Source organism: Streptomyces coeruleorubidus (assembly GCF_008705135.1).
Taxonomy (GTDB): domain Bacteria; phylum Actinomycetota; class Actinomycetes; order Streptomycetales; family Streptomycetaceae; genus Streptomyces; species Streptomyces coeruleofuscus.
On sequence record NZ_CP023694.1, the window covers coordinates 1591860 to 1614859 of the forward strand.

At 69.9% G+C, this 23000-nt stretch carries 35 protein-coding genes; 9 read left to right on the top strand and 26 right to left on the bottom strand.

Translation table 11 applies throughout. The annotated features are described in order from the left end of the window. Positions 1-15 precede the first annotated feature (15 nt). The 21 genes from CP976_RS07375 to CP976_RS07475 all read right to left on the bottom strand — a co-directional run bounded on the left by CP976_RS07375 (position 16) and on the right by CP976_RS07475 (position 10897). Positions 16-252, bottom strand: coding sequence for a hypothetical protein (locus CP976_RS07375; RefSeq protein WP_150479610.1), 237 nt, complete (start codon positions 250-252; stop codon positions 16-18). Next, complete coding sequence (locus CP976_RS07380; protein ID WP_150479611.1) at positions 249-524, bottom strand: hypothetical protein; 276 nt, start codon at positions 522-524, stop codon at positions 249-251. Before CP976_RS07380 ends, CP976_RS07375 begins: the two co-directional genes overlap by 4 nt. Further along, positions 521-793, bottom strand: coding sequence for a hypothetical protein (locus tag CP976_RS07385; protein WP_150479612.1), 273 nt, complete (start codon positions 791-793; stop codon positions 521-523). Before CP976_RS07385 ends, CP976_RS07380 begins: the two co-directional genes overlap by 4 nt. A 12-nt stretch (positions 794-805) precedes the next feature. After that, positions 806-2173, bottom strand: a complete 1368-nt coding sequence (locus CP976_RS07390; RefSeq protein WP_229876043.1) for a replicative DNA helicase — start codon at positions 2171-2173, stop codon at positions 806-808. Beyond that, entirely contained in the window at positions 2170-2526 is a 357-nt protein-coding gene (locus tag CP976_RS07395; RefSeq protein ID WP_150479613.1) for a hypothetical protein, read from the bottom strand. The genes CP976_RS07390 and CP976_RS07395 overlap by 4 nt, the downstream gene beginning before the upstream one ends. Positions 2527-3199: 673 nt before the next feature. Beyond that, positions 3200-3640, bottom strand: a complete 441-nt coding sequence (locus CP976_RS07400; RefSeq protein ID WP_150479614.1) for a hypothetical protein — start codon at positions 3638-3640, stop codon at positions 3200-3202. Continuing rightward, positions 3637-4497 carry a hypothetical protein gene (locus CP976_RS07405; protein WP_150479615.1) on the bottom strand — a complete coding sequence of 287 codons (861 nt, stop codon included), beginning with the start codon at positions 4495-4497 and terminating at the stop codon, positions 3637-3639. Before CP976_RS07405 ends, CP976_RS07400 begins: the two co-directional genes overlap by 4 nt. Continuing rightward, positions 4494-4682, bottom strand: coding sequence for a hypothetical protein (locus tag CP976_RS07410; protein ID WP_150479616.1), 189 nt, complete (start codon positions 4680-4682; stop codon positions 4494-4496). Before CP976_RS07410 ends, CP976_RS07405 begins: the two co-directional genes overlap by 4 nt. Then, positions 4679-5053 carry a hypothetical protein gene (locus CP976_RS07415; RefSeq protein WP_150479617.1) on the bottom strand — a complete coding sequence of 125 codons (375 nt, stop codon included), beginning with the start codon at positions 5051-5053 and terminating at the stop codon, positions 4679-4681. The genes CP976_RS07410 and CP976_RS07415 overlap by 4 nt, the downstream gene beginning before the upstream one ends. Further along, the gene (locus CP976_RS07420) at positions 5050-5448 is read right to left on the bottom strand and encodes an ASCH domain-containing protein (protein WP_150479618.1); all 399 of its coding nucleotides are present in this window, start codon (positions 5446-5448) and stop codon (positions 5050-5052) included. The genes CP976_RS07415 and CP976_RS07420 overlap by 4 nt, the downstream gene beginning before the upstream one ends. 68 nt (positions 5449-5516) lie before the next feature. Further along, complete coding sequence (locus CP976_RS07425) at positions 5517-6290, bottom strand: ATP-binding protein (RefSeq protein WP_150479619.1); 774 nt, start codon at positions 6288-6290, stop codon at positions 5517-5519. Next, positions 6287-7120: a PD-(D/E)XK nuclease-like domain-containing protein gene (locus CP976_RS07430; protein WP_150479620.1), complete on the bottom strand. Its 834-nt coding sequence runs from the start codon at positions 7118-7120 to the stop codon at positions 6287-6289. The genes CP976_RS07425 and CP976_RS07430 overlap by 4 nt, the downstream gene beginning before the upstream one ends. After that, positions 7117-7458: a hypothetical protein gene (locus CP976_RS07435; RefSeq protein WP_150479621.1), complete on the bottom strand. Its 342-nt coding sequence runs from the start codon at positions 7456-7458 to the stop codon at positions 7117-7119. Before CP976_RS07435 ends, CP976_RS07430 begins: the two co-directional genes overlap by 4 nt. A 127-nt stretch (positions 7459-7585) precedes the next feature. After that, entirely contained in the window at positions 7586-8026 is a 441-nt protein-coding gene (locus tag CP976_RS07440) for a hypothetical protein (protein ID WP_150479622.1), read from the bottom strand. Then, positions 8023-8265, bottom strand: a complete 243-nt coding sequence (locus CP976_RS07445; protein ID WP_150479623.1) for a phiSA1p31-related protein — start codon at positions 8263-8265, stop codon at positions 8023-8025. Before CP976_RS07445 ends, CP976_RS07440 begins: the two co-directional genes overlap by 4 nt. After that, the gene (locus CP976_RS07450; protein WP_150479624.1) at positions 8262-8465 is read right to left on the bottom strand and encodes a hypothetical protein; all 204 of its coding nucleotides are present in this window, start codon (positions 8463-8465) and stop codon (positions 8262-8264) included. Before CP976_RS07450 ends, CP976_RS07445 begins: the two co-directional genes overlap by 4 nt. Then, positions 8465-9400, bottom strand: coding sequence for a hypothetical protein (locus tag CP976_RS07455; protein WP_150479625.1), 936 nt, complete (start codon positions 9398-9400; stop codon positions 8465-8467). The genes CP976_RS07450 and CP976_RS07455 overlap by 1 nt, the downstream gene beginning before the upstream one ends. Continuing rightward, positions 9397-9999, bottom strand: a complete 603-nt coding sequence (locus CP976_RS07460; RefSeq protein WP_150479626.1) for a hypothetical protein — start codon at positions 9997-9999, stop codon at positions 9397-9399. The genes CP976_RS07455 and CP976_RS07460 overlap by 4 nt, the downstream gene beginning before the upstream one ends. Then, on the bottom strand, positions 9996-10268 hold the full coding sequence (locus CP976_RS07465; protein ID WP_150479627.1) for a hypothetical protein: 273 nt from the start codon (positions 10266-10268) through the stop codon (positions 9996-9998). The genes CP976_RS07460 and CP976_RS07465 overlap by 4 nt, the downstream gene beginning before the upstream one ends. Before the next feature lie 88 nt (positions 10269-10356). Next, complete coding sequence (locus CP976_RS07470) at positions 10357-10656, bottom strand: helix-turn-helix domain-containing protein (protein ID WP_150479628.1); 300 nt, start codon at positions 10654-10656, stop codon at positions 10357-10359. Between the two features lie 4 nt (positions 10657-10660). Continuing rightward, on the bottom strand, positions 10661-10897 hold the full coding sequence (locus CP976_RS07475) for a hypothetical protein (protein ID WP_150479629.1): 237 nt from the start codon (positions 10895-10897) through the stop codon (positions 10661-10663). Between the two features lie 290 nt (positions 10898-11187). On the opposite strand from CP976_RS07475, the gene CP976_RS07480 reads away from it, so the two are divergent. The 3 genes from CP976_RS07480 (at position 11188) to CP976_RS07490 (ending at position 13548) form a co-directional block, all read left to right on the top strand. Further along, the gene (locus CP976_RS07480; RefSeq protein ID WP_150479630.1) at positions 11188-11625 is read left to right on the top strand and encodes a hypothetical protein; all 438 of its coding nucleotides are present in this window, start codon (positions 11188-11190) and stop codon (positions 11623-11625) included. A 158-nt stretch (positions 11626-11783) separates the two neighbouring features. After that, the gene (locus tag CP976_RS07485; protein WP_150479631.1) at positions 11784-12227 is read left to right on the top strand and encodes a hypothetical protein; all 444 of its coding nucleotides are present in this window, start codon (positions 11784-11786) and stop codon (positions 12225-12227) included. Positions 12228-12243: 16 nt separating this feature from the next. After that, positions 12244-13548: a tyrosine-type recombinase/integrase gene (locus CP976_RS07490; protein ID WP_150479632.1), complete on the top strand. Its 1305-nt coding sequence runs from the start codon at positions 12244-12246 to the stop codon at positions 13546-13548. Positions 13549-13619: 71 nt separating this feature from the next. On the opposite strand, the gene CP976_RS07495 is transcribed toward CP976_RS07490, so the two are convergent. Continuing rightward, positions 13620-14072, bottom strand: a complete 453-nt coding sequence (locus CP976_RS07495; protein WP_190146973.1) for a DUF4442 domain-containing protein — start codon at positions 14070-14072, stop codon at positions 13620-13622. A 164-nt stretch (positions 14073-14236) separates the two neighbouring features. Between CP976_RS07495 and CP976_RS07500 the strand changes: the two genes are divergently transcribed. Then, on the top strand, positions 14237-15250 hold the full coding sequence (locus CP976_RS07500) for a DUF8017 domain-containing protein (protein ID WP_150479633.1): 1014 nt from the start codon (positions 14237-14239) through the stop codon (positions 15248-15250). 213 nt (positions 15251-15463) lie between these two features. Here the strand turns inward: CP976_RS07500 and CP976_RS07505 are convergent, their stop codons facing one another. Together CP976_RS07505 and tuf are read right to left on the bottom strand one after the other, a co-directional pair. Next, positions 15464-16255, bottom strand: a complete 792-nt coding sequence (locus tag CP976_RS07505) for a spermidine synthase (RefSeq protein ID WP_373304899.1) — start codon at positions 16253-16255, stop codon at positions 15464-15466. 139 nt (positions 16256-16394) lie between these two features. Further along, positions 16395-17564 (bottom strand): elongation factor Tu, encoded by a 1170-nt coding sequence (gene tuf, locus CP976_RS07510; RefSeq protein ID WP_150479635.1) that lies wholly within the window; start codon positions 17562-17564, stop codon positions 16395-16397. Between the two features lie 356 nt (positions 17565-17920). On the opposite strand from tuf, the gene CP976_RS07515 reads away from it, so the two are divergent. Beyond that, the gene (locus CP976_RS07515; protein WP_150479636.1) at positions 17921-18712 is read left to right on the top strand and encodes a TVP38/TMEM64 family protein; all 792 of its coding nucleotides are present in this window, start codon (positions 17921-17923) and stop codon (positions 18710-18712) included. A gap of 22 nt (positions 18713-18734) precedes the next feature. Here CP976_RS07515 and CP976_RS07520 read toward each other — a convergent pair whose 3' ends face one another. Next, positions 18735-19904: a thiolase family protein gene (locus CP976_RS07520; protein WP_150479637.1), complete on the bottom strand. Its 1170-nt coding sequence runs from the start codon at positions 19902-19904 to the stop codon at positions 18735-18737. Positions 19905-19997: 93 nt separating this feature from the next. Between CP976_RS07520 and CP976_RS07525 the strand changes: the two genes are divergently transcribed. From CP976_RS07525 to CP976_RS07535, 3 genes are all read left to right on the top strand, one after another. Then, a complete protein-coding gene (locus CP976_RS07525) occupies positions 19998-20468 on the top strand; it encodes a winged helix-turn-helix transcriptional regulator (RefSeq protein ID WP_150479638.1) in 471 nt (156 codons plus the stop codon). A gap of 162 nt (positions 20469-20630) precedes the next feature. Next, complete coding sequence (locus CP976_RS07530) at positions 20631-21506, top strand: undecaprenyl-diphosphate phosphatase (protein ID WP_150479639.1); 876 nt, start codon at positions 20631-20633, stop codon at positions 21504-21506. 98 nt (positions 21507-21604) lie between these two features. Continuing rightward, positions 21605-21784 carry a hypothetical protein gene (locus tag CP976_RS07535; protein WP_150479640.1) on the top strand — a complete coding sequence of 60 codons (180 nt, stop codon included), beginning with the start codon at positions 21605-21607 and terminating at the stop codon, positions 21782-21784. Between the two features lie 20 nt (positions 21785-21804). Here CP976_RS07535 and CP976_RS07540 read toward each other — a convergent pair whose 3' ends face one another. Beyond that, the gene (locus tag CP976_RS07540) at positions 21805-22407 is read right to left on the bottom strand and encodes a DUF4291 domain-containing protein (protein WP_150479641.1); all 603 of its coding nucleotides are present in this window, start codon (positions 22405-22407) and stop codon (positions 21805-21807) included. Positions 22408-22499: 92 nt separating this feature from the next. On the opposite strand from CP976_RS07540, the gene CP976_RS07545 reads away from it, so the two are divergent. Continuing rightward, positions 22500-22970, top strand: a complete 471-nt coding sequence (locus tag CP976_RS07545) for a nuclear transport factor 2 family protein (RefSeq protein WP_150479642.1) — start codon at positions 22500-22502, stop codon at positions 22968-22970. The last annotated feature ends 30 nt before the right edge of the window (positions 22971-23000 follow it).

Sequence of the window (23000 nt, forward strand, 5' to 3'; positions counted from 1 at the left end):
GGCAGGCGGCGGACATCAGGCGGCGGGGCGTCGGTGCTCGTCGGGCAGGTCGGCGTCGCAGTAGAAGCCGATGCTGAGGTGCAGGCCGTGGTCTGCGACGACCTTCCACACGGCGGTGTCCGTGCACGGCGGGCGGCCGTCCTGCTCGCGGTGGAAGTTGGTGGTGCAGTCCGCGAGGTCGGTGTAGTCGGGCAGCACCCAGCCGCCGGGGCGGTGGAAAACGCGGACGGTGGGCTTGCGGCGGCGGGTCATGCGGCGGTTCCTTCCTGGGGCTGGTGCTCCACACGGCTGGCGGGGATGCGGCAGTCGTTGCAGGGCGGCGGTGTGGGTCCGGAGGCGGCGGTGCCGCACGGCCAGGCCCCGAGGCGCGGGATGTGGTACTTCGGCTTGGGCTGCTCGGCCTTGGCCGGCTGGGCAGGTGACGGGGCCTCGACCTTCCGTCCGGTGATGTGGCGGAGGTACTCACGGAAGCTGGCGGGGTCCTTCCGGAGCTCGGCCACCTCCTCGATGCTCAGCTCAGTCATGACGCCATCAGCCCCTGCTCCTCGGGCAGCAGGCCGATCAGGTAGCTGATCGCCGCGTGCCAGGCCTCTTCGCTTTCGAGGCGGGGGTGGGCGCCGGTGTCCCGCTCCCATCCCACGAGGGGCTTGATGGCAGGGCGCAGGGTGTACGACCAGTAGATCGAGAACGACCACGTGGGGTCGCTGTCCGCCCGGGCCGCCTCGGCGCGCACTTCCTTCTCCAGGTCGAGCAGCCGCGGTTCGGCGTCAGTGAGTTCGGACCAGGTGATCACGAGTTCTCCTTGTCAGTAGCCGCGGTCCATGGACTGCAGGCGGCCGTAGTGGCCTTGGAAGACGAGCGGGATGATCCGGCCGGAGATGCCGTTTCGGTTCTTCGCGACGATCAGGTCGATCTCGCCGGTGCGGTCCGGGAGGTCTTTCGTCTCCGGGTTGTCCGGGTCGGGCTGCGGCGGCCGGTGCATGAGGACGATCACGTTCGAGTCCTGCTCGATCGCCGAGGAGTCCTTGAAATCGGTGACGAGCGGGGGCCGTCCGGCGGCGTTGCGGTTGAACTGGGCGAGCGCGATGACGGGAATCTCGAACTCCATCGCCATGAGCTTCAGGCCGCGGCTGATCGTGGCGACTTCCTGTGCCCGGTTGGCGTTACTGCCTGTGCCTTCGGGTGTCATGAGCTGGAGGTAGTCGGCGACGACCATGGCGGCGGGCTGGCCGTGGCTGGCCATCCACCGGAGCCTGGCCCGGATCTTCGACAGGGTGAGGTTCGGCGAGTCGTCGAGGATGAAGTTGCTGGCGTTCTGCATCCGGTCAGAGACCTTGATGACCTTGGCCCAGTCGTGGTCGGTGAGCTTGCGGCGGATGAGCCGGTCGAGGTCGACGCTGGCTTCGGCTGCGGTCAGTCGCGCCATCAGTTCACTGCCGCCCATCTCCATGGAGGCGACGAGGACGGGCCGGCAGCGGGTGAGGGCGACGTGGGTGGCGAGGTTCATGCCGAACAGGGACTTGCCGCCGCCGGTTGCAGCGCCGACAGTGACGAGCTGGCCGGGCTTGAGTTCAACGACGTCGTTGAGGTCGTGCCAAGGGGTGTCGAGCGCGTTGGGGTCCTTGCCCGCTTCGAGTTCGTCGAGAAACGCGGCCCATCGGTCACCGACGGACAGCTTCACCTCGAGGGGGGAGGCCCCTGTGGCGGCGCCTTGGAGTTCGGCCATGGCGTCGTCGAGGATTTCGGTGGCCTCGTCTTGCTGGGTGTATGCACGGGCGGCGGCCCGGGTGGCGGCTTCGATGACGGCGCGGAGCATGGCCTTGTCGCGGACGATCTCGGCGTACTTCTCGGCGTGCGCGGTGGTGGGGACGGCCGCAACAAGGTGGTGAAGGTAGGTGCTGCCGCCGACCTTGTTGAGGTCGCCGGTGCGGGCGAGTTCCTCGCCGACGGTGATGGGGTCGACCTTGGGGGTGCGGCTGCGGCCGTACAGGTCGCAGATGGCGGTGAAGATGGTCTGGTGTGCGGGCCGGTAGAACGCGCCCGGTTCGACGGCGGCGATGATCCGGTCGATGCAGTGCTGCGACAGGAGCATGCTGCCGAGCACGGCCTGTTCGGCTTCGACGTCGCAGGGCGGGGTGCGCTCGAAGTCGTCGGGCTGGTCGAAGTCATTCACGCTGCGGAGTCCTTACGGTTCGGGTGGCATTCGGGGCAGGGGCGCAGGGAGCGGAGGCCGTTGGCGTCCTCGACCTGGCGCATGCGGGTGATCTCGTCGCAGTCCGGGTCCTTGCACCAGTCGGGCAGGACTCGGAGGTGCTTGGGCTGCGGGGCTGGCTTGGTGCTCTTGGGCGGGAGTCCCAGCCAGCCGGCGCGGAGGTAGAACTTGGCGAAGCGGATGGGGCTGCGCGACTTGGCGCCGAGGGCGAACTTGACCATCTGGTCGACGCCGGCCCGCTGTTGGATTCGGGCGACGCACTGCCAGTCGTCAGCGGTCATCTGCCAGGAGACGACGAGCCCTGCGTCGGTCATGGCCTTGATGAGGGGCTGGCAGTAGGCGAAGGCGTCTGGGATCCGTTCCTCGTTGCCTGCCTGCTCTCCGTCCCCGGTAGGTGAGGAGGAGGTACTAGAGGAAGGAAAGACTCTTGTGGTCGCCTGGCGACCTAGCCTTACCGGGGCATATCCGACTTCGCCCTCTTGGGCACGGTCGCCTGGCGACCCAGCCGTGTCCGACTTGTCGGGCTTGGCTAGGTCGCCTGGCGACCTAGCCTTGTCGGACTTACCGGGCTTGTCCGTTTTAGCTAGGTCGCCAGGCGACCCAGCCTTACCGTCCGGAATGTGAATGGAATAGACATTCTGGGCATGCTCCTTCTGGGCCTTGATCCGCTCCGGGGACTTGCACTGAAGCCAGCCCTCCTCCAGCAGGGTCTTTCGGTGCGAGAGGAATGCGGACTTCGACAGCCCGGTGGCCTCAAGCAGCACCGACTGGGCCGGCTGGTGGCGGATGGCGATGCGACCGGTCTCGGTGTCGGCCCAGGTGGCGACCGTCAGGGCAAGCAGTCGCGCCAGAGGCGGCAGACCGCTGCGCCTGATGGCGCGCTCAAACTCGAACCGAGAAGGCATCGGGCTTCTTCTTCCTGGCAGTCACGGACGGACGGTCGGGGTGTGGCGGGTCAGGGTCCGGCGCGCGGCCGGCAGCGGCCGGTCACGCGGCGGCCTTCTGGCTGCCGGTGAGGCGGTAGCGGCGGTCGGCGGCGGCGTTGGCCGCGCGGCAGGCGTCGCAGGGGGCCTCGCCGTTCCTCAGGTGACGCCGGTACATGCGCGGCTCACCGCACTTCGGCTCCGGCCGCGGTTCCCGCTTCCGGGCTTTGGGGTGGGTGCCGCCGGGCTTCCACCCGTTGTCGCGCCAGCTGGCGATGGTGGAAGTGTCGGAGCGGACTCGTTCGCCGATGGCCTTGTCGCTGTAACCGCGGCCGTCGAGGATCCGCGCTGCATGGATCTTCTCGGCGACGGTGAGCTTCACCGGCTCGCCGTTGAGGGCGTACTCGATGGCGATGTAGTCGAGGTCGGCCTGCTCGTCGAAGGTGTCGGTGGTGGAGGCGTAGAGGCGCCCGCGGTTGCCGGCGCCGACACGGGTCCCGTTCATGCGGCCACCGCCTCGTTCGTCTCAGGCCGCTGCGAGAAGGCGCGGTAGAGGTGGTCCTTGGTGATGCCGAGCCGGTGGGCGGCCTGCGCCACGGTGTAACCCTGGGTGCTCATGAGCCAGCGGGCGTCTTCGGCGATGGCCGTGTACCGGTCGACGTGCTCGCCGAGGTCGGGCGCGGCGGCGGGGCTGTCGATGTAGTCGTCGTCCCAGGCGGCGGGCGGCGCCCAGCCGTTGGTGACGGCGATCTGCTTGGCCTGCGCGATGTATCGCAGGCTGACGCCGCGGGTCGCCGGGTCCACGTTCCACAGCCGCTCATACAGGTCGCGCACCTTGCGCGCGGTGTCGCCGGAAACCACGTCCTTGCGGACCTGATCCCAGATCAGCCGGTGGTGCTTGATGCCGAGCTCGCGGCCCAGGCGCATCTGCGGCCAGCCGTTGGCGACGAGGGCCTGGAGGCGGCGTCGGGTGCCGGTGCCGTCGACGCGGGCGCTGGGTGCGACGTGGTCGAGAGACGGCTTGACGGCGAGGATCTTGTCAGCCGTGGTGGTGCGGACCCGCTTGGTGGGGCCGCGGCCTTCGTGCGGGGCACCGTACAGGATCTTGGAGATGCAGCCGTTGGCGACACCGGCGAGGCGGCACACGCGCTGCCAGCCGATGCCATAGCTGGACAGCATTCGAATGTGCTGGCGGACGGGTTCGGCGTCGACGAGGGGCTGCCAGCGGCCGTAGGCGACGAGCCGGTTGCGGTTGCGGTCGTAGTCGGCGGAACGCCGGAGGCAGGCAGGCCGCCGGCAGCGGTACTCCTTGACGCAGGTGAGGTTGCGGTGGTGGGGGGCTTCGCGGACGGCGGTGGTCACGGCTTCTCCTTCCGGGTGGCGGTGGGCAGTGCGTTGATGCGGCGGCAGGTCCACAGGTCGGTGGTGTCGGCGGGCGGCAGGTTGTCGGCCGCGGCGGGGAGGTGGCGGCGCTCGCGCCAGAGGCTGCGGGCGGCCATGACGGCGCCGGGGGCGAGGACGGCGGGCACGATCCAGGCGAGGCTCACGAGGCGACCGCCGTCCGGTAGGCGGCGGTGCCGGTCCACTGGCGGCAGAGGCTGCGGTGGACGGTGGCGCGGGCGGACTGGACGACGCCGGCGTGCTCGATGACCCCAGCCTTCGCGGCGGCCATGAACGCGGCCCCCCAGCGGGCGGGGTGGTCGGGTTCGTCGACGAGGCCCTCGGCGATGAGGTCGGCGGCCTGGAACGGAGCGCCGCGGCGGGCCATGAGCTCTATCGCGGCGCGGCAGGCGGTCGCCCAGTCGGGCGGGGTGTTCGCGGTGGCGCGGGCGATGCCGTCCTGCTTGGCGGCCTCGGCGGCGGCCGGGGACACCGTGCCCTGCGGCGGCTCCATCGGGATCTGCAGCTGCTGTGTCATCGGGTCACCGCCTGGAGCTGCTGCTCGACGGCAGCCAGCAAGTCCTCGGCTGGCGTCCAGAAGCCGAGCGCGCCCTTGGCGGGCACCGGCTCCGGCAGGGTGACGACGTCGGCGAGCTCCCAGTGGTAGAGGTTGGGCTGGGCCCAGTAGCTGCAGCAGACCTGGTTGCCGTTGTCGAAGTGGCAGCCTGCGATGGTGGCGACGGCGACGACCGCGGAGTACACGTCGAGGTGGTCGCCATACACCTGCGCGTGGCGGTCGGGCTGGGCTCCGGCGTGGATGAGGATGCGGGCGCCCTCATGCTTGGTGGGTAGCTTCCAGGAGCGGTTCTCGACGCACTTCGTCTGGTGGGCGATGGCTCCGGCCCAGGGCTGGCGAACGGTGAGTGCCTTCATGGCGTGGTTTCCTTGTCGGGTTGGAGACCGCCCCGCACTGCCCGCGGGGCGGCTTCGGCGTGTGCGGGCTACTGCTCGGTGGTGGTCTCGGGCTCGGCGGCGAGCCAGGCGAGGAGCGGGGCGGCGATGTCGCGGGCCCCGTTGGGGCGGTCGATGACCTTGCGGTTCAGGCCGGGGCAGCGGGACTTGAGGACTTCGAGCCGGTTGTCGATGTCCATCGCGACGGCGACGTCGAACTCGTACTCGATGCCCTTGCGCTGCTCGGGCCGGGTGCCGACCTGCTTGGGCTTGCCGTTCTCCAGGACCCACTCGGTGTAGGAGCGCATCGAGGCGACGACGTGGCCGGGGTAGGCGAGGATCGCGGCGACCATGTCGTTCTGGAGGGGAGTGCCGTCTTTCCAGCCGGCGAACTTGTTGCCGCCGTACCGGCTGCTGGCCTTCTCGACCTGGTCGAGGGTGCCGTCGGTGCCCTTCCAGAAGTGGGAGAGGCTGTCGACGAACACGGTCGGGTAGCCGGCCTGGGCGGCGGCGTCGAGGGCGCGGGCGAGGTCGCGGGGGTCGTAGCGGTCCATGGCCAGCGTGTCGAACTGGATGCCGCCGATCCCGGCGTAGAGGCTGGCCGCCCCCTTCTCGGTGTCGATGACAGCGAACTTGCGGCCCTCGGACAGGCCGTGGGAGATGCCGAGTCCGGTCCAGGTCTTGCCGGAGCCGGACAGGCCCTGGATGGACAGGCGGGCTTTGCGGCCGGCCTTGGAGGCGGGGCGGAAGGCGAACTGGTTGGGGGCGCCGTTCTGCTCGGCGGCCGGGCGGCCCGTGCGGACGGGCGGGGGAAGCTGGGTCACGAGTTCTCCTGGGCGTACTTGCGCTCCACCCACGGGGGGAGCGAGAGGTAGGTGATGCCTTCGCTGTAGGCGGGCCAGTGGCCGGCCTGTCGGCACATGGCGTAGGTCCAGAAGGCGCGGTCGTTGAGTTCGCCGCCGATGACGCGGGCGGGGAAGTCGAGTTCGACGACGGTCACCAGGTAGGGCGGCTGCTTCTCCTGGAAGATGAACTTGAACGAGCCGTCCGGCGGGATGAGGCCGAGGTGGATGGCGCCGCGCCGGTAGAAGTCGTCCTGTTGGTGGTAGCCGTAGTCCTGCACGGCCTTTTGCAGGTAGTCGGGGTGCACGGACCGGGCGGACTTGTAGTCGACGATCTCTTCGGGGCGGAGCCAGTCGATGCGGCTGCGCCGCCAGATGTCGTCCTCTTCCCAGAAGATCGACTGTTCGGCGAGGCCGCTGCCCGGGGTGAGCAGGTCGGACGCCTCGGGGTGGGACGCGAGAGCCTCGGCCATATCGTCGATCCGCTGCCGCGCCTCGGGCTTGAGAGGCACCTTGCCGGCCGCCCGTATGGCGGCGACGCGGGCCTTGGTCTCGTTGGTGTCCCAGCGCTTCTCGTCGACGACCACGAGCTCGGGGCCGTTGCCGAGGATCACGGTGTGCGCCGCCGTGCCGAACTCGAACTCGGGCTTGTAGGGCTCGGGGTGGTCGAGGAAGTGCTTGAAGCGGGCGGGGCAGTCGGCGAGGCGGCGGGCGCCGGTGGAGGACAGGCTGCCGCCGGGGATCGGGTCGCTGTGGTAGAGCTCGGCGTCGATGTCGTACAGGCCGGGCTGAACCTCGACCGCCGCGGTCATGCGACGCCGTCCAGGGGCATCGGGCGGGCGCACGGCTCACACAGCGGCTGGCGGGGCGCCCCAGCGAACGGGCCGTCCTCGTCGCCGCAGCGGATGCAGACCAGCCGGGCGGCCCGCTTGAGCTTGTCGATGCCCTCCTCGTCGTACTTGGCGAGCAGGACCGCGGCCCCGTAGTCGGGGAACGCGGCGAGGAGCTTGGCCCGGTTGATCATGTCGGCACGGTCGATGAGGGTGATGAGGGACTCGGACCAGTCGCCGGCCGGGTAGCCGCCGCGGCCGAAGTGGGACAGGACGTGCGCGGCCACCTCGGCCGGGATTGCGGTGGTTTCGGTGCTCATGTCTCCTGCTTTCGGGTGTGCTGATTGGCGGCGGCTCGCCCCGGCCAGGGGGGTGGGTGCGGGGCGAGCCGCCTTGTGTGCCGCGGAGCGCTGGGGGTCGCTCGACGCGGCCGCTATGGGAGATGGGTCAGGCGATGCGGCCCGGGTCGGTGACGGGCCGGATGTCGAGGGCGTCCCACAAGGGGCGGACGTCGATCGGCTCCGTCGCCTGGTCCTCGGGCCCGTCGATCGGGCGCACTCCGCGCGGCACGGTGATCCGGTGGGCGTTCGCCTCGGCGGCGAGCTGGGCGCCGAAGCGGGTCTTCAACGCGGTGTTCTCCTCGGCGAGCTGGTCGTTCTCGGCGCGCAGGTCGTCGAGGTTCGCCAGCTGGGTGACCACGAGCTCTTGCGTTTCGACGAGCTGCTCGTGGGCGACGGTGAGGTCCCAGCGCAGCAGCGCCACCTCGTCACCCGCTGCGCCGAGCGCGGTCTCCAGCTGCTGCTCGCGCTCCCGCAGCCGCTCCACCTCGTCGACGGCGCGGCGCCGGCCGTGGCCCTTCAGGGCGGGGATCAGGTCGGTGATCGTCACGACGCCTCCAGGACTCGCCGGTACATGGCGGCGGTGGTGGGTCGGGGGGCGGGGATGAGGGGCCCGTGCATGGCGTACACGTCGGGCAGCGGGATCGGGGTCGAGCTGTCCGGCATGGCCTGCATCAGCGGCTCGCCCGTCTCGGTGCGGACGCCGATCCAGCGCCATTCGACGCCGGTGACGTCGAGGTGCGGGACGTTCAGGTCGAAGACGATCCCGTCGTGCAGGTACGTGCTCATGAGGCCGTCTCCTGTTCGTGGGTGCGCAGCCACTGGCGGCGGTGGTTGTAGCGGACGTGGACCTGCTCGATGCGGTCGACGTACTCGGCGGGCGTCCACGGGCGAGCGCCTCGGGCGCGACGCGCGAACTCCTCCTCGACGCGGGCGAGAGCGTCCTGCTCCAGGTCCGCCAGCGGGCGGGGATCGGCGACGGTGGCCATCACCAGCACCTGCCGATCTCGCGCAAGGAGCCGGTCTCGTCAGCGATGTCCTTGACGTCCTGCTCGACGTGCGCTGCGGGCTGGATCGGGACTACCCATTCGGTGCCCTCGTCGCTGCAGACGGAGATCCAGCCGTTGCCCTTGCCGTCGACGAAGATGCGGTGCCGGTTGTCGTTCGGGTCGTCAGGACGCACGCCGTCGGTGGCGGCACGGACCTGCTCGACCCACTCGGGTACAGGCAGGGGGTTCTCCCACTTGGTGGCCTGCTTCTCGGTGGCGTCGCAGAGGTCACGCACAGCGTTGAGGCAGCGGGAGAGGTACTCCATCTCCTCAGCCAGCGTCGGCTCGTTGCCGACGTACTTGGCCAGTTCCGCGTTGAGCCGCTGGACTTCGGCCAGCAGGGCGGGGACGTCCTGGCGGGCGTGGGCGGTGAACTGGCCGTCGGCGTCGTGGAAGTGGCTGACGATCTGGTGGCCGTCGCCGTCGAGGACGTCGCTGTAGTCCTCGCACACCTTCCACGGACCCTGACTGGCGGCGTCGACGCGGGCCGCGATCTCCGCGAGCCGCTGGTCGTCGAGCGGCTGGGGCTGGTCGCCGACCGGCACCGGCAGCGCACCCTGGGCGGCCACAGCGGCGGCCGTCTCCTCGGCGCGGGCCTTCGCGAACTCGTCCTCCGAGATCACGTCGACGTGCTCCAGGATGATGCCGCCCGCGTAGCCGTCGACGGACACGACCGGTGCGGCATGCCCCAGCGTCCATGCCGGGGTGCGGGTCCTGGTCACCAGCCGTCGGCACGGATCCGTGGTCCCGAAGCAACGGCCGTCCCTTACGCGCTGCTGGTAGGCGACCGCCACCGGGTGCTCCGGGCGGATGCTCGGGTAGGCGACCACCGGAGTGCCGACCTCGTACAGGGCGTTGAACTCGTCGGCGTTCACGCGGCCACCGCCTTCCGGGCGGTGTCGTACTGGGCGATGCCCCACTGGATCGCGTAGCAGCACCACAGGAAGCTGTCGTCGTAATCGTGGAAGTCCCACTCCCACACGTCGTCGCGGAACTCGTAGCCGAGGTGGGCGAAGTCCTCCATGACGTTGCGCGCCTGATGTTCATCGCTCAGGTCCTCGTTGAGCACCCAGGTGCGGAGCGCTTTGCCGGTTCCAGCCGGGACGCCGTTGTAGCGGGCGTCCTCGACGAAGCGCTCGACGACCAGCTGCCGCAGCCGCGCCTCGGAGTACTCCTTCACCGAGCGCCGGCCGCCGCCGAGCTTCTCGGCCCAGTAGTGCGGGTTGATTCCCCACCGGCGGTCGCTGCGGAAGAACTCGAACATGTCGTTCAGGCGGGTGAAGACGTAGCCGTCGCCGACGTCGCCGCGCACGGCCAGGGACCCGGGCCAGGTGACGATCTCGAACCAGTACTCGCTGTTCTTCGGGTTCATGAACCGCAGGTGCCGGTACAGGCCGTCGTCGAGGAGGACGGTCATCTCGTGCTTGGCGGTGTCGCGGGCGAAGCGGGCCGCGATCTCGGGGTAGTCGGTCACGAGAGGCTCCTCAGGTAGGAGCCCATGCGCTCCGGGTTCGACGAAACGACCTTGTCGGCGGCACGGTGCATCGCGATGACGTCCTCGCGGTCGCCCATGTCCTCGACGGACAGCGGGTCACAGGGGCGGCGCAGTTCGCGGCGGGCAACGTCCATGAGGCACTCGGCCTTGAGGACGTGCTTCGGCATGTGCCGGGCGGCGAAGCTACGCACCCGGGCCGGGAGCGGCTCGATGACCAGCGGCGGGGTGGATGGGAAGATGGTGGACAAGGTCCACGCTCCTGTTCTCTGCGTTCTGGTGGTGTGGATCAAGGCCGTTCCCCGTGCTTGGCCGTTCGGGGGGCGGCCTCTTTGCCGCTCAGGCGGCGGCGCGGGCCGGCCTGCGCGACATGCGCGGCTCCGGCGGGCGGGACTCGTGGACGCGGTCGGCGTCGGGGGCGACTGCGGCCTGGTACTGGCCTTCGAGGTAGGCGTCCAGGTCGGACACCTTGTAGGCGACGTATCCGCCGACCTTGAAGCTGGGCATGCCCTGGGCCTTGTCCTTGCCGGTGAGGCGCCACTTGCGGAGCGTGTTGGGCTCGAGGCCGAGGTATTCGGCGGCGCCCTCGATCCAGAGGCAGCCCTTCGGGGGCTTGGGCTTGGGACCCTTCCTGTACACGTCTTTACTCCTTCTTGGTGGGGGGCTCTTCGGGAGACGCGTCGTCCAGTTCTGGAGACGCGCTGGGCGCGAAGAGGACCAGCACGGCGACACCGAGGGCCTCCACGAGGGAGTGGGCGTCTTCCATGTCGGCGGTCTTCTGTCGCCCGGTGGCGAGCTTTTCGATGAGGCCGGACCCGCAGCCGCTGGCCTCGGCCAGGCTGTCGTATCCGTAGGGGGCGCCCCGACCTGGGTTTTTCATGACCCACTTGAATATCTGGGCGCTCTTCAGCGTGTATCTACGACTCAATGGTTCCCCCGGATGCGGAGCGGCCTTGATGAGACGAGTTAAGCACGACAGAGACGAATCGTCTACCAATCCGGACGAGGTGACCGACCGGTATTGGCAAAGGTTGTGGCTGGATAGCATGCTTCTGTAGACGCTCCGTCTCCGAGGCGGGAAGGTTGTACAGGGTGACCTGCTATTTTTCCGGCGCCCTCCAACACCAACCAGAGACAGTCGGTGCGAAAGTGACGCGAGAGGAAGAGGACATGACGGCAGCGGCCCCCGCCCCTGACCAAGGCGCGGCCGAGCAGTCGTCGCCTATCGGCGCGCTCTCCCAGCTCATCCAGGAAGCACTCGACAAGGGCGACTCCTACCAACGCATCGCCGACCGGGCCAACAAGGGCAACACGGGCGAATCCGTCTCGAAGGCGTACCTGCAACGGATCGTGAAGAACCCGCCAGCGAACCCTCCCTCCGCCAAGCAACTCACCGCCATCGCCCACGCACTCGGCAAGCCGGCCAACCGCGTCCGGGAGGCCGCAGCGGAACAGTGGCTCCAGTACGAGGCGACAGAGTTGGCGGGGTACGACGCCGAGGTTCGCATCATCGTCGGGCACCTGGCCGGCAAGAGCCCAGAGGACTTGCGCCGCTGGCGCTACATGATCGAGGCGGAGGAGCGGGCGCGGCGAGAGGCCGGCGAGTAGCCGAATAGCCAGAAGCTCCCTGCAAACCGATCGGCAATGTCCACAAGTAGATATTTCCACGACCGATTGTCGGCGACTCCCTGTAGACGTAGGCTTCACCAACAGTGCACTTCTGGCCGTTCTGGCTCGGAGTGCACCGTTGCACCTGGGGAGGACGCATGCTCGACGTGGCCTACGAAGCCGTCGAAGACCTGCCGCCGGGAAGACTGGCGAAGATCGACGAAGACAGGGGGCGGATACGCGTCCGCCTCGACAAGAACGAGCCCCTCGCCGACGTGGTTCGGCAACTCAACATAGAGATCGATGAGTTCATGGCGGCCGGCCACTGGTTCCAACTGTACGGAGATGAGATCGTCTCCCGCGCCACGCCCGGCTGCCCGCTCCGCATCCGCTACATCCTGAAGGACGACGTACCCGACGGCGTCGGCATAGGAGAAGGCAGGGGCGTCGTGCGCGTCTACATCGGCGCCGGCCAAACCGTCGAGCAGTTCGCTGCCGCCATGAACCCCGTCACCAAGGACCAACTTGACGGAGGTCGCTGGTTCCAACTGTTCGGCGGTGAGATCATTGACAACTCTCCGCCACCCATGAGCCACGTGTAAGTGAACGGGGGCCACGTTGCCCGGGTACATCGAGGACCGCTGGTACAAGAAGGGGCCACCCGACCCGGAGGACCCGAAGAAGCGGCCCACGCGGGTCAAGACTGACCTATACGAGAAGTGCAAGAGGTACCGGGTCTGCGGCATCCCCGGCGTCCGTAAACGGTCCTTCGACCGGAAGGCCGACGCCGAGACGTGGAAGGCCAAGGTCCAGACTGAGCTCCTCCGCGGTGAGTTCGTTGACCACCGTGACGGCGACATCCCGCTGGCTGAGTACATCGCTCAGGAGTACTGGCCGACCAAGACCGGCGACCCTGGCACGCTACAGACCGTCAAGAGCCGCATCGACAACCGGATCGTGCCCTACCTCGGCGCCCTTCACCTGAACGCCATCAAGGTCCCGCAACTCCGCAAGTACCTCGCCGACCTGGATGAACGGTACGGGCCAGCCACGATCATCGAATCCTGGGGGACTCTGTCGTCCATCCTGGAGGCGGCTGTCGATGACGAGCGCATCCCGCGCAACCCTTGCCTGGCCAAGACCGTCAGGCCGCCTTCCAAGCCCGAACGCAAGGCGCGGGCATGGACCAGGGAGCGCGTCATGGCTGTGCGCGAGGGGCTGGATGAACGCTTCAGAGTGATGGTGGACCTCGGCGTCGGCGCCGGCCTCCGGCAGGGCGAGGTGTTGGGTCTGTCCGTTGACGACGTCGACACCGACGCTGATGTCATCCATGTGCGCCGTCAGGTTCGCATCGTCAGAAGCCGCTTGGTCTACTCCCTGCCGAAGGGCGGGAAGACGCGAACGGTGCCTCTGCCCAAGCATCTGGCTGAGCGGATCGCGGAGCACGCCGAACGGTTCCCTCCCGTGGCGGTGACACTGCCCTGGGGTGACCCGGCGACGCCGGAGAACGCGAAGCAAACCGCCGAGCGGGCCCCGCAGACGCATCGGCTGCTGGTGACGGGCGAACGCCAGAAAGGCGCTCTGCGCCGGGGCGTGTTCAACGAGGGCCCGTGGAAGCGGGCCCTCGTTGAGGCGGGGGTGATCCCCCCTCCGCCGCCGAAGGCTGCGCGCACAGACGAGGAGAGGGCGCGTAGGGCTCGCGGCAACACCAAGTACGCGGCGGCGCCGGAGGACGGGTTCCATGCCCTTCGGCACACCTTCGCCTCGGTGCAGTTGCATGCGCGTGAGTCGGTGGTGTCGGTGTCCAAGTGGATGGGCCACTCGGATCCTTCGATCACGCTGAAGATCTACGCGCACATGATGCCCGAGGCGGACGGCCGCGGCCGGGCGGCCATGGACGCGTGGTTCGCGGGCGATTCCTAAAAGATCTCCCTGAATGCTCCCTGACGGGCTGGCGCGAGCGTCAGGGAGCAGCATTCTTCAAGGTCAAACCGTCAGCCGTTGGGACGCAGCGTCCACACGACGGTCATCTCACCGGTCACCGCACCATCGGCCCTCTGGATGGCGATGGCGACCGGGAACTCGGGACGCTCACCGGCGTCCAGGTCCGCGACGACGTCGGCGGCCGGACGACCGAGGGTCGCGGTGGCGGTGACCGCCCCCATCGCCAGCTTCTTGTAGGAGATCTCGGCACTGACGGCCAGCGGCACGGCACGCGAGAGCTGGTCCCCGAACGCGGCCAGCACGATCGCCCCGCTCGCGGACTCGCCGAGTGTGAACATCGCCCCGGCGTGCGGCCCGCCCACGTGGTTGTGGTACTCGCCCTGGTCCGGCAGGGACACCACCGCCCGCTCCGGCGTCGTCTCGAGGAACTCGAGGTTCAGGGTCCGGGCCATGGGCACCGTGGCGGCGAGCATCTCGCCGATGGACATCTGGTCTGCGCTCATGGCCGCATGTTACTCACGAGTAGAGACGGGTGACCAGGCCCGTGTGACGACCGCCGCACCGGTTCCCGCCTCCGCCGTCCGCGCCGGTCCGTTCCCGGGTTGCTACGTCTCCGTCCACGGGCGGTGACCGAATCGTGTCCGGAGCGCGGCTAGGGTGGCTGCCCATGTGGCCAGGACAGCAGCCGCCCGGGGGCGAGCAGAACCCGCAAGCGAACAACCCGTATCAGCAGCCGGGGTACCAGCAGCCGAATCCGTATCAGCAGCCGGGCTATCCGCAGCAGCCCAACCCCTACGGACAGCAGCCGCAGTGGGGTGCCCCCGGGCAGGCCGGCGCGCCGCAGCCCCCGCAGGGCGGTGGCGGCGGCAACCGGACCAAGCTGGTCGCTATCATCGCCGCCACGGCGGTCGTCGTGGCGGCCGGTGTCACCGGCTTCCTGGTGCTGGGCGGCGACAAGGACGACACGGCGGACGGCGGCAAGGGCGGAAGCAAGAAGAACACAGCGCCCGCGAGCCCGTCCGCTGAGCCGAGCGCACCCGCCACGGGCGACAACCCCCGCGGCGGCGAGGAGGAGAAGGCCACGGTCAAGGGCTGGAAGGTCGTGATCAACCCCAAGTGGGGCACGGCCTTCGACGTCCCGGCGGACTGGGAGATCGCCTCCCCGACGTCGTCCGTCGGCTTCGAGGACGAGAAGTCCGACGACGCCAAGCCGCTCATCGTCATGTCGGCGCCGGCGTTCTACAAGTCCGAGTGGTGCACGAGCGACGAGAACAAGGACGGCAGGACCGAGACCGAGTCCCTGGCCGGAGCGGGCACCAAGGGTGCGGACGGCGCCAAGAACACCGATGAGGTCGCGCTCAACCAGGTGGCCTGGTGGGTGTTCGGCGGTTACACGCAGCCTGACAAGAAGAGCGTCAAGACCGAGGACAAGGCCAAGCCCTACACCACCGCCGCTGGCGTGAAGGGCAGCGTCGCCTGGGCGTGGTCGGAGAACACGCCCGACAAGGGCAAGTGCGCGAGCGACGGCAAGGCGGTCACGTTCGGCTTCAAGAACTCGGCGGGCGACTTCGTCGCGTGGAGTTTCTACGGGGCCAAGGGCGTCAAGGGCGAGGTGCCCAAGGAGACCATTATGAAGATCCTCAGCACGGTCCGGCTGCACGGGGAGCCGACCGGAGGCTGACCCGGAAGCCGAACGGGCCCGCCCCGGCAGGAGGCGGGCCCGGCTCACCGGACTCTCGGGACGCCGCGCAAACGGTTCGGCAGGACGGGCTCCCGGCGGCGAAGGCCGGCCGGTGACATTCCCCGCCCATCCGGAACCGCCTCCGCCCGGAGCCCCCGCCGGCCCGTGTCGTCTCCCGCCACACCGGTGGCCCGGGGCGGCACGGAACAAGCGTCAGCCGATACCGAACGCCCCGTCGGGGGGCACCGGTGACGGCACGGCGTCCTCGTCCCGCACCGCCCGCGCGTCCCCGACGAATTCCCGCAGCACGGCGCCGTGTTCGACCCGGGCCGGGAACGCGTCGGCGGCCATGAGCCGGGCCAGGGCGGCGACGTCGACAGGCTCGTGCCCGGCCACGAGCACCGCGTTCCCGAAGCGCCGCCCACGCAGCACGCCCGGCTCGGCGATCAGCACGAGTTCCTCGAAGGCGGTGGCCAGGGTGGCGAGTTGCGACCGCAGGAAGTCGAACGGCGCCGCATCGGGGAGGTTGGCGAGGTAGGCCCCACTCCCCCGCAGGACCCGCGCGGCCTGCCGGACATGGGCGACGGACGTGAGATGCGCCGGAACCCGCGAGCCGCCGAACACATCGGCGACGATCACGTCGGCCGAGTCCCCGGCGGCGTTCTCCAGCCACTCCCGGGCGTCCGCCGCGTGCAGCGCGACCCTGGCCCCTTGTGGCAACGGCAGTTGCTCGGCCACCAGCTCCAGCAGCCCCCGATCGGCCTCGACGACGTCCTGCCGGGACCCCGGCCGGGTCACGGCCACGTACCGGGGCAGCGTGAGCGCCCCACCCCCGAGATGCACGACATCCAGCGCACGCCCCGGCTCACCCACGACGTCCAGCACGCGCCCGAGCCGCCGCGCGTACTCGAACTCCAGGTGCGTGGGATCGTCCAGATCGACGTACGACTGCGGCGCCCCGTCGACGGTGAGCAACCAGGCCCGCTCCCGGTCGATGTCGGGCATGAGCTTGGCGAACCCGTGTTCGACGGATCGGGCGATGGGAATGGAGTCCTTCACCCCTCCATTGTGCGTGGGGACAACGCCCCCAGGGGCGCGGGGAACTGCGCGACCAGCCCTCTGCGGCCCGCAGTCCCCCACCACCTCAACCCACCACGGTCACGGTCCCCGCCCCCACAGTCCTGCCACCTTCACGAATGGCGAACCCGAGCCCCGGCTCCAACGGCATCTCCCGCCCCAGCTCCACGGTCATGACCACCGTGTCCCCGGGCCGGGCCACAGCCACCTCGCCGAGGTCGACGTCCCCCACCACATCCGCCGTGCGGATGTAGAACTGCGGCCGGTACCCGCTGGAGACGGCCGTCGTACGCCCGCCCTCACGCGCGGACAGCACATACACCTGGGCCGTGAAGCGGCGACTGGGCACCACACTCCCCGGCGCGGCCACCACGTGCCCCCGCCGGACCGCATCCCGGGGAACCCCCCGCAGCAGCAACGCCACGTTGTCCCCCGCCTGCGCCTCCTCCATCGGCCTGCCGAAGGTCTCCAGCCCGGTCACCACGGTCTCCAGGTCCGCCCCGAGCACCTCGACCTTGTCCCCGACCCGCACCGTGCCCCGCTCCACGGCACCGGTCACCACGGTCCCCCGGCCGGTGATGGTCAGCACGTTCTCCACGGACAGCAGGAACGGCGCGTCCAGATACCGCTCCGGCATCGGCACATACGTGTCCACCGCGTCGAGCAGCGCCTCGATCGAGGCCGTCCAGCGCGGGTCCCCCTCCAGCGCCTTCAGTCCCGAGACGCGCACCACGGGTACGGAGTCACCGCCGTAGCCGTGCGCGGTGAGCAGGTCGCGCACCTCCAGCTCGACCAGGTCGGTCAGCTCCTCGTCCCCCGCGTCGGCCTTGTTGAGGGCTACCACGATGTGGTCGACGCCCACCTGCCGGGCGAGCAGCACGTGTTCGGCGGTCTGCGGCATGATCCCGTCGAGCGCGGAGACGACGAGGATCGCCCCGTCCAGTTGCGCGGCGCCGGTGACCATGTTCTTGACGTAGTCGGCGTGGCCCGGCATGTCGACGTGCGCGTAGTGCCGCGTGTCGGTCTCGTACTCGACGTGCGCGATGTTGATGGTGATGCCGCGCGCCGCCTCCTCGGGTGCCCGGTCGATCCGGTCGAACGGCACGAACGTGCCGGTGCCGCGCTCGGCGAGGACCTTGGTGATGGCGGCCGTGAGGGTGGTCTTGCCGTGGTCGACATGACCCATCGTGCCGATGTTGAGATGCGGTTTCGTGCGGACGTAGGCCGTCTTGGACATGGCTGTACCTCGAAGCGTCTAGTCATGGAGTGGGACCCCGAGGACTTCCCGACCCTCCCCTTGCGGGGTCCGCCGGAGGAACCGGAGAGGGTCAGCTTCGGGCGCCGTCGGCAACGGCCGTGAGAGCGGCGACGGCAGCCTTCGGGGCATCCGTGACCACGGATGCTGCGAGGGTGAAGGCGTGCCGGAACATGGGACAGATCATTGCCGACGCTTTACCGCACGTCGAATGGTTTTCGGGCCCGCCCGGCGGGCCCGCCCCGGGGGTCCGCGCCGGGGGTTGCGCCCGGGCACCTGTGACGCTCGTGAGACGAACCATACGGCGATCACACACATTTGTCGGTTAGTGTCACCGGATGCTCGATGCCACCACCCGCTCTGGGGGCACCGCCACGGCCTCTCCCCGGGCCAGCACCGCGGAGCTCGCCGTCGCCGTCCCCTCGGCAACGACCGCCTCGCCCGTCCCGCCCACCGGTTTCGCCGCTCGCTGCACCAGAGTTCTGCTCTCTCCGTGGTCGCGGCTGTCCCTGCTCGTCGCACTGCTCGCCGCCGGTGCCTGCGGGGTCCTGCTGTTCGAGCCGCAGCGGCTGCTCACACAGGGCTGGCCGCCACAGCTCGGCGGAGCCATGGCGGCCGTGGTGTTCGCGGTGGCGTACGGCGTGTGCACCGTGGCGTTCGTGCCGAGGCCGCTGCTGAACCTCGCGGCGGGGGCCCTGTTCGGTTCGCAGGTGGGCACCGGCGTGGCGCTGGCGGGCACGGTGCTCGGTGCCGGGATCGCCTTCTGCCTGGGGCGGGCGCTGGGCCAGGACGCCCTGCGGCCGCTGCTGCGCGGGCGCTGGCTGAAGGCCGCGGACGGCCAGCTCAGCCGGCACGGCTTCCGCTCGATGCTGGTGGTGCGGCTGTTCCCCGGTGTGCCGTTCTGGGCGTCGAACTACTGCGCCTCGGTCTCCCGCATGGGCCTGCTGCCGTTCCTGCTGGCCACGGGCCTCGGCTCGATCCCGAACACCGCCGCCTACGTCGTCGCCGGCGCCCGCGCCTCCACCCCGACCTCTCCCGCCTTCCTGATCGCCCTGGCCTGCATCGCCCTGCCCGCGCTGGCGGGCGTGGTGGTGGCCTGGCGCAAGCGGCACCGCCTGCGGCAGCTCTGACGAAGCGTTACACCGGCCCGGCTCACACTCGTTCCAGCACCATGGCGTTGGCGAGCCCGCCCGCCTCGCACATGGTCTGGAGCGCGTACCGGGCGCCCCGTTCGCGCATCGCGTGCACCAGCGTCGTCGTCAGCCGGGTGCCGCTCGCGCCGAGCGGGTGGCCGAGCGCGATGGCGCCGCCGTGCACGTTGACCCGGGCGAGGTCGGCGCCGGTCTCCTGCTGCCAGGCCAGTACGACGGCCGCGAACGCCTCGTTGACTTCGAACAGGTCGATGTCGTCCAGGGTCAGCGACGCCCTGCGCAGCACCTTCTCGGTCGCCGGGACGACGCCCGTGAGCATCAGCAGCGGGTCGGAGCCGGTGACGGCGAAGCTGTGCAGCCGGGCGAGCGGGCGCAGGCCGAGACGGGCCGCGGTCTCGCTGGAGGTGATGAGAACCGCGGAGGCCCCGTCGTTGACCGGGCTCGCGTTGCCCGCCGTGACGTTCCACTCGATCTGCGGGAAGCGTTCGGCGAAGCCGGGGTCGTGGTAGGCGGGCTTGAGGCCGGCGAGGATCTCGGTGGTGCTGCCGGGCCGTACGCACTCGTCGCGCGCGACGCCCTCCAGGGGCGCGACCTCGGCGTCGAAGAGCCCGCCGTCCCAGGCGGCCGCGGCCTTCCGGTGCGAGGAGACGGCGAAGTCGTCCATCTGCTCGCGGCCGATCGACCACTTGGCGGCGATGAGCTCGGCGCTGATGCCCTGCGGGACGAGCCCCTCGGGGTAGCGCTCGGCGATCCCGGGCCCGAAGGGGTCCTTGCCCGCGGGCACGTTCGACCACATCGGCACCCGGCTCATCGACTCGACCCCGCAGGCCACGACGAGGTCGTACGCGCCCGAGAGGACGCCCTGCGCCGCGAAGTGCACGGCCTGCTGGGAGGAGCCGCACTGGCGGTCCACGGTGGTCGCGGGCACCGACTCCGGGAAGCCCGCGGACAGGGCGGCGTAGCGGGTGGTGTTCATGGCCTGCTCGCCGACCTGGTCGACGGTGCCGCCGATGACGTCGTCGATCAGCGACGGGTCGACGCCGGAGCGTTCGACGAGGGTGCGCAGGGTGTGGGCGAGGAGCTCCACGGGGTGGACGTGCGCGAGGGCGCCGTTCGGCTTGCCCTTGCCGATCGGGGTGCGTACGGCTTCGACGACGACTGCGTCACGCATGGTGTGGCCTCCACGACTACCGGCGAGTAGGAAATCCAAACTCACCGTAGCCCGCCGGGTTGGAAATTCCAACCCTCTCCTAGACTGAGCTTCATGGCCGCCAGCAAAGACCCGCGCCCCTGCTCCATCGCCGACACCCTGGCCCTGGTGGGCGAGAAGTACTCCCTGCTCGTGCTGCGGGAGGTGTGTCTCGGCAACGGCCGGTTCGACCAGCTGGTGCGCAACATCGGCGCTCCGCGCGACATCCTCGCCGCGCGGCTGCGCCGGCTGGTCGACGCCGGGATCCTGGTCAAGCAGCTCTACAGCGAGCGCCCGCAGCGCTTCGAGTACCGGCCGACCCGGGCCGGGCTGGAACTGGAGCCGGTGCTGATGACCCTCATGGCCTGGGGCGACCGCCATCTGCGGACGGACGGCGACCGTCCGATGGTCGTGGAGCACTCCTGCGGCCGGGCGCTCGCCCCGGTCGTCACCTGCCGGGCCTGCGGCGACGAGGTGCGCCACGAGGACCTCAGGGCCCACCCCCAGGCGCCGGGCTGGACGGTGACCGGGCCGACAGCGGCCTGATTCCGCCCTGCCGCGGGGCACCTGTCAAACCCCTGTGTCCAAGCGGTCATCCGGGGGCGCTACGCTTCCCCCTCGGCACACCTGATCCCCCGGTCGATCGCACCCGGCGGCCCGGCGTGCCCGTCGTCCGTTCCACGATCGGCACTTGGACTCCGCTACCTCATGTCTTGGTTCGAATCACTCATCCTCGGACTCGTCCAGGGGCTGACCGAGTTCCTCCCCGTCTCCTCCAGCGCGCACCTGCGGCTGACGGCGGCCTTCTTGGACTGGAAGGACCCCGGCGCGGCCTTCACGGCGATCACCCAGATCGGCACCGAGGCCGCCGTGCTGATCTACTTCCGCAAGGACATCGGGCGGATCATCTCGGCGTGGACGCGCTCGCTCACGAACAAGGAGCTGCGCAGCGACCCCGACGCGCGGATGGGCTGGCTGGTCATCGTCGGATCGATCCCGATCGGTGTGCTCGGCGTGACGCTGAAGGACCAGATCGAGGGGCCGTTCCGCGACCTGCGGATCACCGCGACGATGCTGATCGGCATGGGCATCGTCCTGGGCGTCGCCGACCGGCTCGCGGCACGGGACGAGAAAAGCGGCCGGCACCGCGCTCCCAAGCAGCGCAAGGCCCTGGAGGACCTGGGCGTACGGGACGGCCTGATCTACGGCGTCTGCCAGGCCATGGCGCTCGTCCCGGGCGTCTCCCGCTCCGGCGCCACCATCAGCGGCGGCCTGTTCATGGGCTACAAGCGCGAGGCCGCGGCCCGCTACTCCTTCCTGCTCGCGATCCCCGCCGTGCTCGCCTCCGGCCTGTTCGAGCTCAAGGACGCGACGGAGGGCGGCCATGTCTCGTGGGGGCCGACGATCTTCGCGACGGTCATCGCCTTCGCGGTCGGCTACGCGGTGATCGCCTGGTTCATGAAGTTCATCTCGACCAAGAGCTTCATGCCGTTCGTCTACTACCGCATCGCGCTGGGCATCGTCATCATCGTCCTGGTCAGCATGGGTGCGCTGAGCCCGCACGCCGCCGAGTCGGCGGGCTGACCCGGCGGGTCTGTGACCCGCGTCTCGTGACCAACCGCATAAGGCCGGGGCAGCCGTCCGGTGGCAGCCTGTCAGTGGCTGCCCCTAGGCTTGTCCGCATGTCCCCCGATTCCCTGACCCCTGGTTCCGTGCGGTCCGCTGCCGAGGTCAACGAGGAGATCCGTGCGCTCTGGCGGCGCACGGGCGGCACCCTGTCGGCCGAGGAGCGCGCGGAGTACGAGCTGCTGGTCGTCGAGTGGGCGGCCGCGATCCGCGGCGCCGTCGTCAAGGCGGCCTGAGTCCTCCCTGCCCGCACCCCCTAGGCGCGCAGACGCGCCAGCACCTCGTCCTCGACGGGGTACGGCCGCTCCTCGGGCAACAGCCCGGCGGCCGCATCGAGTCGACCCGCCCGTACCAGCGCATGGACCTCCGTAGCGAGCGGCGTGACGTCCTCGATCCCCACGATCCACTCGTCGGCGTACCGCGCCGCCGCCTCCCCCGCGAGCCCGAGCTGGAGCGAACGGTGCGGCAGCGGATCGAGACGCAGATCCCGCTCCGGATCCCACTGCACCCGCGCCGGCGCCTGCCTCAACTGCCGCTTCCAGTCGGCCCGGTCGCCGTGCAGGGCGGGGACATGATGGGACAGGCAGGCGTTGTGCAGGGCCCACAGAAAGCCCTCGCTGCTGATCTCGACCGCCAGGACCGTTTCCTGGCCCTCCTTGGTGCCCCAGCCGCAGCGGTACATCATCCACAGGAACGACGGCTTGATCCACGTCATGCGGTCGCGCTTCCAGGACGACGGGAACCGGCCGTGGCGGGCGGCGGGGCCGCCGATCTCCGGGCGGTAGGCCTGGTAGACGGTGATCGTGGACTCGGTGTGGCGGGCGCGTATCCGGAATCTCGGTTCGTTCTGATCGTTCACGGAGGACAGGGTGATCCCCCGCACCCCTCCCCGGCCACCGAATATCACGCGCACCCCTTGGCTGCGCTCTTCCGATGCCCAACACTGAGCCGATGACGCAGCGTGTGGAGCTCGCCACCGTGAGGGACCGGCTGGCCGTCGACGAAGTGATCACCGACTACGCGATGGCGGTCGACGACGGTGACTGGGAGGCGTACCGGGGACTGTTCGCCCCTCAGGGCCGGGCTGACTACCGCTCGGCCGGCGGCATCGAGGGGGAGGCCGCGGCGGTCGCCGCGTGGCTCGCGGAGAGCATGCGGCTGTTCCCGGTGCGACAGCACCTGATCGTCAACCGGCGGGTGCGCTTCGGCGTCTGGGAGCAGGACACCGGCGACACGGCCCGGGTCCAGGCCGACTACGTCAACCCCATGGCCACCGAAGGGCCCGCGCCCGACTTCGTGTGCGGCGGCCGGTACGCCTTCGCGCTGCGGCGCACGATCGACGGCTGGCGGCTGAGCGAGGTGGTCGTACGGGAGAAGTGGCGGCGCCTTCCCGAGCGGCGGACGGCACCTGTGGTCAACTGACCCGGCGTCCTCTGTGCTGGGCAGTGCTTT

Excerpts from the sequence above, each read along its gene's own strand:
- CP976_RS07375 (WP_150479610.1), bottom strand. The coding sequence starts at position 252 with ATGACCCGCCGCCGCAAGCCCACCGTCCGCGTTTTCCACCGCCCCGGC.
- CP976_RS07380 (WP_150479611.1), bottom strand. The coding sequence starts at position 524 with ATGACTGAGCTGAGCATCGAGGAGGTGGCCGAGCTCCGGAAGGACCCC.
- CP976_RS07395 (WP_150479613.1), bottom strand. The coding sequence starts at position 2,526 with ATGACCGACGCAGGGCTCGTCGTCTCCTGGCAGATGACCGCTGACGAC.
- CP976_RS07400 (WP_150479614.1), bottom strand. The coding sequence starts at position 3,640 with ATGAACGGGACCCGTGTCGGCGCCGGCAACCGCGGGCGCCTCTACGCC.
- CP976_RS07415 (WP_150479617.1), bottom strand. The coding sequence starts at position 5,053 with ATGACACAGCAGCTGCAGATCCCGATGGAGCCGCCGCAGGGCACGGTG.
- CP976_RS07420 (WP_150479618.1), bottom strand. The coding sequence starts at position 5,448 with ATGAAGGCACTCACCGTTCGCCAGCCCTGGGCCGGAGCCATCGCCCAC.
- CP976_RS07430 (WP_150479620.1), bottom strand. The coding sequence starts at position 7,120 with ATGACCGCGGCGGTCGAGGTTCAGCCCGGCCTGTACGACATCGACGCC.
- CP976_RS07435 (WP_150479621.1), bottom strand. The coding sequence starts at position 7,458 with ATGAGCACCGAAACCACCGCAATCCCGGCCGAGGTGGCCGCGCACGTC.
- CP976_RS07445 (WP_150479623.1), bottom strand. The coding sequence starts at position 8,265 with ATGAGCACGTACCTGCACGACGGGATCGTCTTCGACCTGAACGTCCCG.
- CP976_RS07450 (WP_150479624.1), bottom strand. The coding sequence starts at position 8,465 with ATGGCCACCGTCGCCGATCCCCGCCCGCTGGCGGACCTGGAGCAGGAC.
- CP976_RS07475 (WP_150479629.1), bottom strand. The coding sequence starts at position 10,897 with ATGAAAAACCCAGGTCGGGGCGCCCCCTACGGATACGACAGCCTGGCC.
- CP976_RS07480 (WP_150479630.1), top strand. The coding sequence starts at position 11,188 with ATGACGGCAGCGGCCCCCGCCCCTGACCAAGGCGCGGCCGAGCAGTCG.
- CP976_RS07485 (WP_150479631.1), top strand. The coding sequence starts at position 11,784 with ATGCTCGACGTGGCCTACGAAGCCGTCGAAGACCTGCCGCCGGGAAGA.
- CP976_RS07495 (WP_190146973.1), bottom strand. The coding sequence starts at position 14,072 with ATGAGCGCAGACCAGATGTCCATCGGCGAGATGCTCGCCGCCACGGTG.
- CP976_RS07500 (WP_150479633.1), top strand. The coding sequence starts at position 14,237 with ATGTGGCCAGGACAGCAGCCGCCCGGGGGCGAGCAGAACCCGCAAGCG.
- CP976_RS07505 (WP_373304899.1), bottom strand. The coding sequence starts at position 16,255 with ATGCCCGACATCGACCGGGAGCGGGCCTGGTTGCTCACCGTCGACGGG.
- tuf (WP_150479635.1), bottom strand. The coding sequence starts at position 17,564 with ATGTCCAAGACGGCCTACGTCCGCACGAAACCGCATCTCAACATCGGC.
- CP976_RS07515 (WP_150479636.1), top strand. The coding sequence starts at position 17,921 with ATGCTCGATGCCACCACCCGCTCTGGGGGCACCGCCACGGCCTCTCCC.
- CP976_RS07520 (WP_150479637.1), bottom strand. The coding sequence starts at position 19,904 with ATGCGTGACGCAGTCGTCGTCGAAGCCGTACGCACCCCGATCGGCAAG.
- CP976_RS07525 (WP_150479638.1), top strand. The coding sequence starts at position 19,998 with ATGGCCGCCAGCAAAGACCCGCGCCCCTGCTCCATCGCCGACACCCTG.
- CP976_RS07530 (WP_150479639.1), top strand. The coding sequence starts at position 20,631 with ATGTCTTGGTTCGAATCACTCATCCTCGGACTCGTCCAGGGGCTGACC.
- CP976_RS07535 (WP_150479640.1), top strand. The coding sequence starts at position 21,605 with ATGTCCCCCGATTCCCTGACCCCTGGTTCCGTGCGGTCCGCTGCCGAG.
- CP976_RS07545 (WP_150479642.1), top strand. The coding sequence starts at position 22,500 with ATGACGCAGCGTGTGGAGCTCGCCACCGTGAGGGACCGGCTGGCCGTC.